Source organism: Vreelandella songnenensis, from assembly GCF_003002925.1.
GTDB classification, from domain to species: Bacteria; Pseudomonadota; Gammaproteobacteria; order Pseudomonadales; family Halomonadaceae; genus Vreelandella; species Vreelandella songnenensis.
In genome coordinates this window covers 371,666-385,758 of the sequence record NZ_PVTK01000001.1, presented here as the reverse complement: position 1 = coordinate 385,758, position 14,093 = coordinate 371,666, and the positions used below count along the sequence as shown (strand labels likewise).

Annotated in this window: 9 protein-coding genes; 8 read left to right on the top strand and 1 reads right to left on the bottom strand. The window is 48.5% G+C overall.

The genetic code is table 11. The features are described from left to right. Nucleotides 1–269: 269 nt before the first annotated feature. The 4 genes from B0H98_RS01665 to B0H98_RS01650 all read left to right on the top strand — a co-directional run bounded on the left by B0H98_RS01665 (nt 270) and on the right by B0H98_RS01650 (nt 5,887). Nucleotides 270–1,343, top strand: a complete 1,074-nt coding sequence (locus B0H98_RS01665) for a porin (RefSeq protein ID WP_106373332.1) — start codon at nt 270–272, stop codon at nt 1,341–1,343. Between the two features lie 238 nt (nt 1,344–1,581). Continuing rightward, nucleotides 1,582–2,610, top strand: coding sequence for a porin (locus B0H98_RS01660; protein WP_106373331.1), 1,029 nt, complete (start codon nt 1,582–1,584; stop codon nt 2,608–2,610). A gap of 593 nt (nt 2,611–3,203) precedes the next feature. Continuing rightward, complete coding sequence (locus tag B0H98_RS01655) at nt 3,204–4,586, top strand: undecaprenyl-phosphate glucose phosphotransferase (protein WP_106373330.1); 1,383 nt, start codon at nt 3,204–3,206, stop codon at nt 4,584–4,586. A 26-nt stretch (nt 4,587–4,612) separates the two neighbouring features. Beyond that, entirely contained in the window at nt 4,613–5,887 is a 1,275-nt protein-coding gene (locus tag B0H98_RS01650) for an O-antigen ligase family protein (RefSeq protein ID WP_244182947.1), read from the top strand. Here B0H98_RS01650 and B0H98_RS01645 read toward each other — a convergent pair. Next, the gene (locus tag B0H98_RS01645) at nt 5,884–6,771 is read right to left on the bottom strand and encodes a glycosyltransferase family 2 protein (protein ID WP_244182946.1); all 888 of its coding nucleotides are present in this window, start codon (nt 6,769–6,771) and stop codon (nt 5,884–5,886) included. The genes B0H98_RS01650 and B0H98_RS01645 overlap by 4 nt on opposite strands. Before the next feature lie 463 nt (nt 6,772–7,234). Here B0H98_RS01645 and B0H98_RS01640 point away from each other — a divergent pair, with 463 nt between their 5' ends. From B0H98_RS01640 to B0H98_RS01625, 4 genes are read left to right on the top strand one after another with little or no spacing between them, the layout of a single operon-like run. Beyond that, nucleotides 7,235–8,065, top strand: coding sequence for an ABC transporter permease (locus B0H98_RS01640; RefSeq protein WP_106373328.1), 831 nt, complete (start codon nt 7,235–7,237; stop codon nt 8,063–8,065). Next, nucleotides 8,055–9,428: an ABC transporter ATP-binding protein gene (locus B0H98_RS01635; protein WP_106373327.1), complete on the top strand. Its 1,374-nt coding sequence runs from the start codon at nt 8,055–8,057 to the stop codon at nt 9,426–9,428. The genes B0H98_RS01640 and B0H98_RS01635 overlap by 11 nt, the downstream gene beginning before the upstream one ends. Then, nucleotides 9,425–13,108, top strand: a complete 3,684-nt coding sequence (locus B0H98_RS01630) for a glycosyltransferase (protein ID WP_106373326.1) — start codon at nt 9,425–9,427, stop codon at nt 13,106–13,108. Before B0H98_RS01635 ends, B0H98_RS01630 begins: the two co-directional genes overlap by 4 nt. Beyond that, complete coding sequence (locus B0H98_RS01625) at nt 13,092–13,997, top strand: glycosyltransferase family 2 protein (protein ID WP_106373325.1); 906 nt, start codon at nt 13,092–13,094, stop codon at nt 13,995–13,997. The genes B0H98_RS01630 and B0H98_RS01625 overlap by 17 nt, the downstream gene beginning before the upstream one ends. Nucleotides 13,998–14,093 lie beyond the last annotated feature (96 nt).

Sequence of the window (14,093 nt, the reverse complement as noted above, 5' to 3'; positions counted from 1 at the left end):
GACATAATCTATATCCATGGGTTCACTAAAAACGCTGAAAACATAAAAAAACACTGTTTTTTTCTATTGCGTTAACGGGAATCCCGGTATAGAGTTTGACGTGCGAGCATTGGACTATAACAAGGCTTGATTGAGGACATGCCACATACCGTTGGGAAAAACCAGCGGATGGGAAAAACGAGCATGGCCCGCTAGCCAACTGCTGAAGGCTCTTCAAAAAAGCCCGGCAGCTACGATCGAAACAGTAAGCTAGTTAAGGAACCTATATCATGAAAAAGACACTTTTAGCGACTGCTATCATTGGTGCCCTGGGCGCCTCTGCTGCCGCTCAAGCAGCTACTGTATATGACCAGGACGGCACCAAGCTGGACATCTACGGTCGTATCGCCATGGGTATCGCCGGTGGCGGCCCCGAGTTCAACGACGCTGGTCAGGAAATCGATGACGGTGCCGAGTTCGTAGACGTTTACTCACGTCTTGGCATGCGCATGAGCCAGGAAGTCACCAGCGACCTGACTGCTTTTGGTCGTCTTGAGTGGCGTTTCCGTGCGGACGAGCGTCGCAACGGCGAAGCTTTCCGTGAAACTCGTCAAAGCTACCTCGGCCTGCAAAGCGCCCAGTACGGTACTTTCCAAGCGGGTAACTTCGACAGCTTCTACAACCAGTTCGTTTCTCTGCCGTTCGATGTTTACATCGACCAAGGCCTCGAGTTCGCTGGTCACCCGAAACAGTCGCGTGGCGACTCTATCGGTTACTACACGCCTGACCTCGAAGGCTTCACTGCCTTCCTGCAGCTGAAACACTACAGCGAGCGCGGCGAACTTGAAGGCGTAACGACTACCGAAGAAGGTTCTGTCGTTGCACCGCAAGGTGGTGTTCGTTATGCACAGGGTCCGGTAACTGTAGGTCTGGGTTTTGTTGAAGACGTACAGCGTGGCGGCGGTAACGGCGAGATGATGTACGGCCTGATCGGTCAGTACCAGTTCACCGACCAGTTCTCTGCTCGTCTGGGTTACGAAACTCGTGACAACAACAGCGGCTACGACCTGCGTACTGCTAACGACGAAAACGGTTACGACAAAGTTGGCCTGGGTGGTACTTTCACCACTGGTCCTTGGGCGTTCACCGGTGACTTCTACAACATCGAGCGTGACGGTGCAGAAACCAGCAAGTCCTGGGCTCTGGGCAGCTACTACAAAGTTTCCAGCGCATTTGACGTGTTCGTTGAAGTTGCAGACGCTGATGCTTCCAACCGCATCAACAGCGACACCAATCTGGGCGACGTAATCCCGGATCTGACCGACGACGTATACTGGCTGACAGGCGCTCGTTACCACTTCTAAGCTTGGCTTAACTGCCACGCTTTGTAGGTAACCTGCCTAGCAGACCTAATAGAACCGGCCTCTTTCGAGGCCGGTTTTTTTATACCCACAGCTTGCTTATTGGCTTGATATAAATGAGAATTATTTTTCTTTTATGTATATTAAGCAATGTTATAATGTTTCATATATTGTAGGTTGTTACTACAAATGGTAGAAACAAGATTTTCTCGTTAATAAAAGCATCAAGGGATCATTAATAATGCAAAAGAAGCTGTTGGCTACTGCTATTACCGCCACGCTGTGGGCATCTACTGCCGAGGCAGCCAGGGTGTACGATCAGGATGGCTCTTCTCTGGATATCTATGGACGTATCTCCATAGGCGTTGCAGGTGGCGGGGCTGATTTTAATAGCAGTGGTAACAAGGTAAGCAAGAGCGCCGAATTCGTAGACGTATACTCGCGCCTTGGGTTTCGCATGAGTCACCAGTTAACGCCGGATTTAAAAGCATTGGGGCATCTCGAATGGCGTTTCGCGGGCGATGAGAACACCGAGCAAGGCTTTACTGAACTCCGCAAAAGCTATATTGGCCTGCAAAGCCATCAGTACGGTACGGTGCTGGCCGGCAGTTTTGATAGTGTCTACGCTCAGTTTGTTTCGCTGCCCTTTGATGTCTACCAGGACCGTGGGCTGCTTTTCAAGTCATCGGGCATTCAGTCACGCGGTGACTCACTCGCTTACTACACGCCAGAGCTTAACGGCTTTACTAGCTTCGTACAGCTCAAGCACTATAGCGAGCGTGGCTTGACGATTGATGAACAGAGCAGGGAAGGCAGCGTAGTGGCCGCACAAGGCGGCGTGCGCTATCAGCAGGGGCCATTGACCGTGGGCTTTGGTGCAGTGGAAGATATCGTGCGTGGTGGCGGTAACGGTGAAATGCTTTACGGCCTGATTGGTGCCTACAAGTTCTCTGACCTGTTCACGGCGCGCCTGGGTTACGAAACCCAAGATGAAAGCAGCGAATACGGTGGCGGCTTCGACACGGTTGGCCTGGGCGGCTCGATAGCCATGGGCCCCTGGGCGTTCACCGCCGACTACTACAACGTAGAACGCGAAAGCCGCGACAACAGCAACGCATGGGCCGCCGGTGCCTACTATAAGGTGAGTTCGTCGTTTGACGTACTGCTGGAGCTGGCGGATGGTGATGCCCCGCGTATCAATCGTGAAACCCAATTAGGTGAGCTGAGCGACAATGTATACTGGCTGGTAGGGGCCAGGTATCTGTTTTAATACCTGCTGATAAATTCTCATCTGTATGTAATGGATAATCTAATTAGCGAGCCTATTTTCAAGTTGATAAATGGCTAGCACTCAGGCCCGCACCTGTGACATGAAAGGTGCGGGTCGATAGCATCTAGAGATGTCAATATGTTATTCGCATGGCTAAGCGCGAGATCGCATGTGCAGGAAGAGTCATCTGGAGAAAATTACCCAGCGACAGAGGTCAATTGAAATTAGCAAATTTAAACATGCTACTCAGCAGCCTTAGAGTATGTCCGCAAGCTATTGAAATTAAATAGAATACTCAATCATTTTCTAATGTCATCGGCCATTTTTCTTCACAAGAAAGGCTTTCTTGCCACAAGATTTTCTTCTACAGGATAAGGTGTCTGGTATTCTGCTCTGGTATAATCTCTGGGTGAGAATTTTGCTAAGATAATTTAAATAGCTATTTATAATATGATGTTAGCTATTTAATAATGTGATTGCTCATTTAATTTTATTTAATAAGACGGTGGCGGTTTTAAAGGGGCTGCTTGCTAATAATCAATTATTGATTACACTAATTTAACAGTGTATCGCACATAAGATTGCCGTGACTCATGGATAGAAGATCAATAGGTATAGTTGAACGTTATCCGGCACAGATAATAGTGCCTATAGTGGATATTTTTTCCTTGTTGATTGCAGGGATGCTTGCTTACTTTATTCGGTTTCAAACATTCAATTTGCATGATAGATACTGGCTTGCCTTAGTGGTGATGGCTTTACTTGTCTTGCTTATAAATACTAATCGAGGCGGCTATATACGCTGGCGTATCGTTAATTTTTCAACACTTTTGCTTAATTTAGGTATTGTCTGGATTGCAGTGGCGATACTGATATCCTCCATAATCTATTTTGCACATGCATCGGGTGAGTATTCTCGGTTATGGATAGGATATACTCTGTTTCTTTCTTTTATAATAGCGGCAACACTTAGAGTGTCTGCTCAGCTGTTGCTTAAGTATGCAAGAAAGATAGGTAAAGCTAAACGACCAGTCTTTTTGATAGGTCCTTCGTTGCAAATAGTTCATGTAGGCAAAGGTATGCGAGATGCACCCTTTGAAGGATACTATATTGCCGGCATTGAGCGATTACGTGATAAGCCCGATGCCTTGTTTTACGAGAGATTGATAAAGCGTGTTATCGAGTCAGGTGCGCGTGAAGTCTGGATCTGCGTACCGCTGGAAATGGGCGGCTTGGTACGGTCTATATTCTACGAGCTGCGTTACCATACAGCAGAAGTGCGTTTTATACCCGACTTCGAAGGGATGCAGTTGCTAAATCACCGTATGAGCGAGGTGGCAGGCCATTTGGCAGTTGATCTCAGCGTTTCCCCACTGGATGGTGTGAATCGGATCGTCAAACGTATGGAAGATCTGATACTCGGTACGTTAATTAGTATTCTTATATTACCCGTCTGCCTGGTAATAGCACTTGTTATTAAATTAACTTCTCCAGGTCCTGTTCTTTTTAAACAATACAGAACGGGTGCTAATGGAAAGTTTTTTAAAGTTTATAAGTTCAGAACTATGTACGTTCACCAAGAGCCTGATGGATGGGTAACCCAGGCAAGCCCTGGCGATGAAAGAGTAACACCAGTAGGCGCTTTTCTTAGAAAGAGTTCTTTGGATGAGTTGCCCCAGTTTTATAATGTCCTGCAAGGCCGCATGTCTATTGTTGGTCCGCGTCCTCATGCATTGGCGCATAATGATTATTATAAAGATATTGTAGAGTCTTATATGAAACGCCATAAAGTAAAGCCTGGTATAACCGGGTGGGCGCAGGTGAATGGGCATAGGGGGGGGACCGATACTATTGAAAAAATGGAGAAGCGAGTAGCACATGACTTGTGGTATATCGATAGCTGGACGTTAGGTCTGGATCTGCGGATTATTTTCCTGACTGTTGTTAAAGGTTTTTTTCATAAAAACGCTTATTAAGTTACTGCTTCAAGGTGCTCGTATTAATGCTGATGCGTAATGATCTGTTTAAAAATCAAAATACTTCTTTTAGTAGCTTGGTGTGTATTTATATTACGGTTTCCATTTTTTTAATGGGGAGTGTGGCGCTTGTCATTCCGACAGGTTACTCAGTAGGGCCCATGCTTCTGCTGCTGGCCAGCATTTGCCTGGTCTTTTTAAAGCCTTCTTTTCAATTAAGCAGGCAGGACTACTGGGTGATAGGCGCGTTGAGTACTTATGCTCTTGTAGTAGGTGGTATGTCGGTATTGGAGGATGGTGCACGTGGTGCAGACCGGCCCCTTCGGTTTTTGCTGGCTATCCCTGTCATGCTGTTGATCATTCGTTTTCCTCCCAGACTTGGAGCAATCTGGGGTGGTTTGGCCGTAGGCACCTGTTTAGCGGGAGGATGGTCTATCTGGCAGAAAATCATAGAAGGAGTAGGGCGTGCAGAAGGATATACTCACGTTATCCAATTTGGAAACCTGAGCATGCTTATGGGCGTCATGTGCTTTGCAGGCGTTGGCTGGGCATTGATGCGGCCGCATTATCGGGTTGCCTGGTGTGCATTACTCGTTGTTGGCGGAACAATGGGCATGTTTGGATCTTTACTTTCTGGAAGTCGAGGCGGTTGGATAGGCCTCCCAATCGTTGCTTTCATACTTTATAAAGGCTATGGGAAAAAACTGTCTATCGCCTTGAAGGTCCTTGTCATCGGCAGTGTAATGGCCGCTGGCTTAGCCGTTTATGCTATCCCTCAAACTGGGGTTCAAGGGCGATTTCATGAAGCTTTTAATGATCTTTCCCACTACTTTTCAGATGAAAATCGTGACACTTCGCTAGGGCTGCGTTTTGAAATGTGGCGTGGCGCCAGTCAGTTGATTCTGGAACGGCCTTTGCTCGGATGGGGCGATTCAGGCTACCGCGAGGCAATGTCCGAGCTAGGTGAGCAGGGCCAGATTACCTACCAGGCATCCCAGTTTGGTCATGCGCACAATGAGTATATTGATGCATTTGCTAAACGTGGAATCCTGGGGGTGGCAGCGCTGCTCGTTCTTTACCTCATTCCACTGCGTTTGTTTGCCTCTGGGCTAAAGCATTCAGACCTCGAAGTACGCTCACTGGCCATGGCGGGAACGCTTCTAGTGGTGGGCTATATCGATTTCGGACTCTCACAAACATTTTTAGCGCACAATAGCGGCGTCATGTTCTACCCATTCTGGCTGAGTGTCATTTGGGGGTGCTATAGCCTACTAATTAAGCGAGATTTACGCCAAGACTAATGCCAGAACCTGGAGTGCATGGAAAGCTTCTTTTTCAGCCATAGCGGCAGTTGAGTCTCATGACGCCCTAGCCGGTACCCTAAGTATTTTGCAAAGGTGCGTAGCAGCGCACCTGGAATTGCGAGCGGTGCATGGTGCAATAGGTAATGAGCTTCTGAGCACACAAAACGCATACCTTCACCTTCAGCATTGCCTAGCCACTTCAATAGCCATGTTTGCTGTGTATGAAAAGCGCCAATGTCAAAATAACGTTTGAACTCTTCGCGTACCAAATAATTATGTGAATGGTAGACGCAAGCCTCGCCGTTATAAGCAAGCTTCCATCCGCGCTCCAACAGCCTGGCGCCGGCCATCATATCTTCCGATAAAATGACATTGTCAGGAAACCCGCCTGCGTCCAGCAGCGCTTGCCGGCGGTACGCAGCGAAGGAGTTGGAAAGAAAAGCAGTCTTGATGCCTAATCTGGGAATATCAGTCTGATCGACAACACGGGAAGTGGCTGGATAGTTGAAAAGCCTGGCATGCGAAGCAATAGGGTTAGCGTTCCTGTGCGGAAGCTGTCTTCCAAACGCAGCACCTATTGCTGGGTTTTCAAAAACAGATACGAGTTTTCTGAGTGAATCCACATCCGTTACCAAGGCGTCCTGAGTCAGAAACAACACGATGTCGCAGTCATTCAAATGATGAAGCGCTCGCTGACGCGTGGCACCATGGTTAAAGGTCGAGCGGGGAATCGAAAGCACTTCAAGTCCTGCATCTTTTGCTGCATCTGCTGTCGCGTCATCTGAGGACGAGTCCACTACCAAAATGCGGAATCCCGCGGCTGCCGGGACCGTGCGTGTTAGCCATTCATTCCACAAGGCACCTGCATTCAATGTGGGCACACAGAGCCCTATGCTATTGACCACTATGCTCTCTCGCCTGTTTAGGGTGATACCTCATTGTAATACGACCCAATAAAATTACATATTTTTAATAAGTTGCGTCAAAGCAGGAAGAAAATCGTAATGATATTTATTTTCTTTTGGGAGCAGGTACACATCGACTGAAATCATGAAAGAGATCTACGCGGCCAGAAAAAAGCTGAGAATTCTCAAAAAACTCCTGCTGCTGTATAGTAGCCAGCTACTAGCTAGCGGCTCATACCTGAGTTTTTATCAATTTTACCATGGATGGCGTATGAAAATTTTCTTACCCAGCTTCTCGCTGATGAACTGTATACACGGGGTGAATGCTAGAAAAAATACCTTTTCAGCATGATGGCGAAAACTAGTAACTATCTATTAAGTCTATTTCAGTTATAGCTAGACGATAACTATTTGCCTGAGACGATAAGTTGAGGATTTGATGAACCCCCACTCTAACCAACCAGTATCATTTAGATCGTTGCTGAAAAGTTTATGGCAACACCGTGATCTTATTATAACGATGACCAAGCGTGATGTCGCTGGTCGTTATAGAGGCTCTGTTTTAGGGCTTTTTTGGTCATTTCTAAATCCCGTTTTTATGCTGCTAGTATACACATTTGTATTTTCAGTGGTATTCAATGCACGTTGGGGAGTCACTGAAGAAGAGACAAGCACTCAATTTGCAGTTGTCCTGTTTGCGGGGCTTGTCGTACATAGCTTTTTTGCCGAAGTGTTGAGCAAAGCGCCTGGCTTGATACTGGGAAGCTCAAACTATGTCAAGAAAGTGGTGTTCCCATTAGAGATTCTACCCGCTATTGCATTGGGGGGAGCCATATTTCATACCGCCATAAGCCTGCTCGTACTACAGGTTGCGTACCTCTTTTTTACGGGCATTCCTCCATGGACAATCGTATTAACCCCTTTCGTTTTCTTTCCATTGGCCATTCTCTCACTGGGTCTTGCCTGGATGCTGGCCGCTTTAGGTGTATTCCTGCGTGATATTGGTCAATTTATTGGTGTCATCATAACGGTACTACTATTTCTTTCGCCTATTTTCTTTCCTATTGATAGGTTGCCGGAAGAGTATCAGATATTGATTCTTCTAAATCCCCTGACCTTTATAATTGAACAGGCAAGGGAAGTATTGATTTGGGGACGCTTGCCCGATTGGACAGGGTTGGCTATTTACACCTTCTTTTCTACAGTCTTTGCCTGGGCAGGATACGCATGGTTTCAGAAAACCAGAAAAGGATTTGCAGATGTCCTCTAATGAAACAATAATCAAAGTTGATAATATCCATAAATATTATCAGGTTTACGATAAGCCCAATGATCGTCTAAAACAATTTATTGTTCCACGGTTGAAAAAGCTGATAGGTCAGGGTGGCGCGCAGTACTTTAAAGAGTTTAAAGCGCTCAATAACGTTTCCTTTGAAGTTAAAAAGGGGGAAACGGTTGGCATCATCGGTCGCAATGGCTCCGGTAAATCGACGCTGCTGCAGATGATTTGCGGAACACTTACGCCTACACAGGGTAAAATTGAAACCCGTGGCCGCATTGCAGCCCTTTTAGAGCTTGGCTCAGGATTCAATCCAGAGTTCACGGGGCGTGAAAACGTCTATATGAACGCGACCGTCCTTGGCCTCACTACCGACGAAGTCAGTGATCGGTTCGACAGTATCGTGGAGTTTGCCGATATTGGCGACTTCATTGACCAACCGATCAAAACCTATTCAAGCGGTATGGCTGTAAGACTTGCCTTCGCAGTCATTGCCCATGTAGATGCCGATATACTGGTCATCGACGAAGCCCTGTCGGTTGGTGATGCGTTTTTTGTTCAAAAATGCATGCGTTTTTTACGCAAATTCATGGAGAACGGCACTGTCCTGTTTGTAAGTCATGACACCGGCGCCATCATTAATCTTTGTCAGCGAGTTGTATGGCTTGATAAGGGTGAGATCAAAATGATAGGTGAGCCAAAGGACATCTCGAAAGAGTATCTAGCCGCAATGTACATCTCACAGCAGGACGGTACTGCGCCCATGTCAGCTGCTAAAAATGCAAGCACAGCTGGCCTGGAACAGGAAGGCTCTGTTGAAGACGCAAGAGATATGCGCCTGGATTTTATCAACACCACTCAGTATCGAAATGACATCGAAATAGTAAAGTTCGATGAAAATTCCGAAGGCTTTGGTAGTGGCGGTGCGATCATCAATTCAGCGCACCTTTTAGATGAAAATGGCGAGCGTCTGGCTTGGGTGGTAGGTGGAGAAAACGTTACGGTACGAATCGAATGCACCTCTAATACATACATGACCAGTCCGATTGTCGGATTCCTCGTCAAGGACCGGTTGGGCCAGCATCTGTTTGGTGACAACACTTATCTGACATACCTGGAAGAGCCGGTACACATCGCCGAAGGCGAAGTATTTGTCGCTAGCTTCCAGTTCAGAATGCCAGTGTTACCCATGGGGGACTACTCCATGACGGTCGCCATCGCTGAAGGCAGCCAGCAGGGGCATGTGCAGCATCACTGGATGCACGACGCCATCGTCTTGAAATCGCACAGCAGCAGCGTCAGCACTGGACTAGTCGGCGTCCCTATGAAAAAGATTGAGATGACCAGTTTATGAATATTTATCAGCAAATGTTGAAGTCTTCGTTTGTCTCGAAAGAGCCTTCGAAGTTTCCCAGTGCATGGTTTGGTCACATTCCGTTCGGGGCGTGGCTGGTTGAAACCGTTAAGCCCGACTGTCTGGTGGAGCTAGGAACCCACTATGGGCATTCCTACTTCTCTTTTTGTGAAAGTGTCGATAGAAACAGGCTGCCAACTCGTTGTTATGCGGTAGATACCTGGGAAGGGGACGAGCACGCCGGTTTATACACTGAGCATGTATTCGACGTGGTCAGACAGCACCATGACGAAAACTACACTGGCTTTTCTAAACTGCTGAGAATGACCTTCGATGAAGCAGTAGATAACTTTGCAGATGGCGACATCGATTTTCTGCATATCGATGGTCTGCATAGCTATGAAGCCGTAAAGCACGATTTTGAAACCTGGCTGCCAAAGCTCTCCGACCGAGCCGTGGTACTGTTTCATGACACCAACGTACGCGAGCGAGATTTTGGCGTCTGGAAACTGTGGAGTGAGCTAAAAGATCACTATCCGCACATTATCTTTGAACACTCCTTTGGCCTGGGTGTGCTGTTTGTCGGCAAGGAGCAGCCTGAAGCCGTTCTAGAACTGGTCAAGGAGTGGTCGCAGCCTGAAGGTCATGCGTTCATACGCAAGTATTTCGCCAAGCTAGGCGAAGTGATCGAGCAGCAGTGGGTCATTACTCAACTCCATGAGGCTGTGGCGAATGCCAACCAGGAAATTGCCAAGCGTGATGACCTGGTTAATGAACTTAACACGAATATTCGGGAACGAGACCGTGTTATACAAGAACAGGTAAACGCTGTTAGGGAACGAGACCGCGTTATACAAGAGCACGTAAGCGCTGTTCAGGAGCGGGATAGTGTCATTGAAGCGACGCAAAAAGCGTTGGCGGAAAGAGACAGCGAATTCGAGCTGTTAAGTACAGATATTGACGATCGCAATACTTCGCTTCTGGAGCGTACGCAGCACCTGGTCGATAAGGAGCGCCAGCTGGCGGAAGTATTGAGTTCCAAAAGCTGGAAGCTGACCAAGCCCCTGCGTGATGGTAATGTCTTCATAAAGCAGTGCCTGCGCGCAGCAAGGCTGGTCAAGCCTGCAATACAGCGGGGCGGCGGAGTGAAAAGCACGGCGCGCAAAGCTGTTGCCATCTACCGCCGTGAAGGCTTCGCAGGCGTCAAGCGAGGCTTTCGATTGGTAGAAGCAACATCAGCCGTTACCATGCCTCACGTAACGGACCCCGTCTACCTGGGTGCTATGAGCCATCCGTCACCGGAGTACTTGGCGCCTCGGGTGCTGATCGTTGCCGAATTCAGTATTCCGCAGTGCAAGAAGTATCGTGTCACTCAAAAACAGAAAATGTTCGAGCACTTGGGGGTCGAGTGTACCGCTATCGACTGGAACGAGGCTGAAAAAGCGATCAAGGCGCTGCAGACGCATTCCATGGTGATCTTTTACCGTGTTCCAGGCTTTCCGAATGCAATCAGCATTATTGAAGAAGCCAAGCGTCTGAATATCCCAACGTATTGGGAAGTCGATGATCTGATCTTCAACCGCGATGTATTGCTTAACAGCAAGACATTGGCAGGCTTGGGGCAAGATGATTTTCAGGGGCTTCTAACAGGAGCTGAGCTTTATTTAAAAGCCATGCTCAGCTGTGATTACGGCATTGCGTCTACCACAGGTCTTGCAGAAGCCATGCGAGAGTCTGGCATGAAGAGCGTCCAGGTGATAGAAAACGCACTGGACGAACAGACATTGGTCGTGGCTGAAAAGGTAAACGAAAAGCGCAAGACCGCGGTTAAAGACGACACGCTGCGTATCGTCTACGGTTCTGGTACCAATACACATAACGTCGATTTCCAGGAAGCCGTGCCGGCACTGCTCGACATTCTTGCTACCCATGACAATGTGCATTTTCGATTGATCGGCCTACTGGATCTGCCTACCGAGTTTGATCAGTTTGAGTCCCGTATTGAGCGCATTCCTGTCTGCTCCTATGAAGAGTATCTAGAGAGTCTGGCCGAGTGTGATATCAGTATCGCGCCCCTGGAACATTACGTATTCAATGACTCCAAGAGCAATATCAAGTTTCTGGAAGCTGCCGCTGTACGAGTGCCCTCTGTCTGTTCGCCAAGGGCCGCCTTTACCAGCGCTATTACGCATGGTGTCGATGGCTTCCTTTGCGAAACCGACGACGAGTGGAAGGATGCGTTTTCGCAATTGGTCAACAGCGCTGAGCTGCGTGAAGAAATGGCGGCAAATGCCCATGCATTCGTACTGCAAGCCTACTCGCCTGAAAATATCGCCACCCAGCAATTAAAGCCCTTGTTGCATGACTTCTCCCAACTCGTAATCAACGAGGCAGAGCCTAAAAAGCTCAGGGTTTTGGGGGTTAATTGCTACTACAAGCCCCGAGCTTTCGGTGGAGCAACGGTGGTAGCGGCAGAGATGAATACGCGCCTCAACCAGCGCGATGATTTCGACATGCACATGTTTACCGCAGTGCCTACCAATGTCGCTGAGGCCTATCAGGTTCGGCGCTACGAAGCGGATGGCATCAATGTTTACGGCATGGGTTTGCCTGATGGTCTGGATGACAGGGCGCAATTCGACAATCCGAACGTCGTACAGGCGTTGAGCGATGTGCTGGATGTGGTCAAGCCAGATATCGTGCATCTGCACAGCATTCAGGGGATAGGCCTGCCGATTGTTGATCTCTGCAAAGAAAAAGGTATCAAGTACGTCATTACCCTTCACGATGCCTGGTGGCTGTGTGGCCGCCAATTCATGATTGACCGGCATGGCAAGTTCTGCGGGCAGTACGTGATTGATAGAGGGGTATGTGCCGTTTGCGTAAACAACGCAAGTCTTAACAACGAGCGTCTAGACAAGATGGACGACGCGCTTAGAGGTGCATCAGCACTGCTGGCACCCAGCCGCTTCTTTGCCGATTTCTTTATTGCCAACGGCTATTCAGACAAGAAGGTGCTGGTCAACAAGAACGGTGTCCGCAGGCCAAGCCCCATGCCCAAGCTGCAGCACGATGGCCCCGTGCGGTTTGGCTACGTCGGCGGCAATACTGAAATCAAGGGCGTGCACCTTGTCAGAAAAGTCTTCACCGAGCTCAACGGTGAAGATGCAGAGCTTGTGATCGTTGATAATGCCATGAATCTCGGATTTTCAACCTACGATTCCGGCACATTCAAGAACATTGAAAAGGTAGAAATCGTACCGGCCTACACCCAGGAGACGATCGATAGTTTCTTTGCCAGTATCGATGTACTTCTGTTCCCGACGCAGTGGAAAGAGAGCTTTGGTCTTACCGTCAGAGAGGCGCTTGCCCGCAATGTCTGGGTCATCGCAACGGACGCCGGTGGCGTCGTCGAAGACATCATTCCCGGTGAAAATGGTATCGTCATACCCTTCACCGATGAAGGGGTGGAGTTGAAGAAAGCGGTGCTGGAGTCCATTCGCGTATTCAAGAACTACCAGCCCGGCGATGAAATTATTCTGGAAAAAGGCCAGCTTACGTATTTCGAGGATCAGGCAGCAGAGCTTGCAGATATGCTTGTCAATGTAGACAGCGGTCTTTACTCATCGGAGGGTAGCATCATCCAAACCAGTGAGTATCGGCATGCCAACCCAAGCTGACATGGCTAATCCAGAAACGACTGCCATCATCGTTACCTATCACCCGGCACTAGACGTGCTGGGTCAGCTAGTTGGCCGGCTTAAAAACCAGGTAAAAGCTATACTCATTGTCGATAATGGTTCGGATGAAGACATTGCCGCCTGGAATAAAGCCCAGGGACTTGCCGCCGATCACGTTATCGCCTTGAATGAAAATGTAGGCATTGCTGCAGCCCAAAACGCAGGTATTGAATGGGCGAAACAGCAAGGTGCAAGCCATGTGCTGTTGATGGATCAAGATAGCCTGCCCGCCCATGATATGGTGGCCGAACTGCACGCTGCGCTGATCGATAAGCCAGCGGCGGCCTCCGCTGGCCCAAGGTACATGGATAGCCGCCAGAAGAACCCACCGCCGTTTCTGCAAATTCGTAACTGGCGATTGTTCCGACATCGCTGTGAAACGGGCTGCGATGTTTTACCCGTTGATTACCTGATTGCTTCCGGGTGCCTTATTCCAATGCCGGTGCTAGAGCAGGTAGGCGATATGCGAGATGATCTATTCATCGACTATGTGGATATAGAGTGGGGGCTACGGGCAGGGCACCATGGATTCCAAAGCTATGGCGTATGCAGCGCACATATGGAACATAGTCTGGGCGAAGCGCCGATTGAGTTCCGCGGGCGAAAGATTCCTCTGCACAGCCCGCTACGCCATTATTATCACTTCCGCAATGCCGTGCTGCTTTATCGCACAGGCTGGGTGCCATTCCAGTGGAAGTGCGTGGATGCATGGCGTCTTCTGTTGAAGTATGGTTTCTACACGCTATATGCCAAGCCTCGCCGACAGCATTTCATGAAAATGACCCAGGGATTGCTTCACGGCATCATGGGAAAGGCAGGCAAGCATTAAGTACGTGGCTTTCAGGTAGAACCGTTTAACGATAGCGTATTTTGTATATGTGCCACATGCAGGAACGGCAAGATTAATCAAGGATCGATGCTAGAA

Excerpts from the sequence above, each read along its gene's own strand:
- B0H98_RS01665 (WP_106373332.1), top strand. The coding sequence starts at position 270 with ATGAAAAAGACACTTTTAGCGACTGCTATCATTGGTGCCCTGGGCGCC.
- B0H98_RS01660 (WP_106373331.1), top strand. The coding sequence starts at position 1,582 with ATGCAAAAGAAGCTGTTGGCTACTGCTATTACCGCCACGCTGTGGGCA.
- B0H98_RS01655 (WP_106373330.1), top strand. The coding sequence starts at position 3,204 with ATGGATAGAAGATCAATAGGTATAGTTGAACGTTATCCGGCACAGATA.
- B0H98_RS01650 (WP_244182947.1), top strand. The coding sequence starts at position 4,613 with ATGCTGATGCGTAATGATCTGTTTAAAAATCAAAATACTTCTTTTAGT.
- B0H98_RS01640 (WP_106373328.1), top strand. The coding sequence starts at position 7,235 with ATGAACCCCCACTCTAACCAACCAGTATCATTTAGATCGTTGCTGAAA.
- B0H98_RS01635 (WP_106373327.1), top strand. The coding sequence starts at position 8,055 with ATGTCCTCTAATGAAACAATAATCAAAGTTGATAATATCCATAAATAT.
- B0H98_RS01630 (WP_106373326.1), top strand. The coding sequence starts at position 9,425 with ATGAATATTTATCAGCAAATGTTGAAGTCTTCGTTTGTCTCGAAAGAG.
- B0H98_RS01625 (WP_106373325.1), top strand. The coding sequence starts at position 13,092 with ATGCCAACCCAAGCTGACATGGCTAATCCAGAAACGACTGCCATCATC.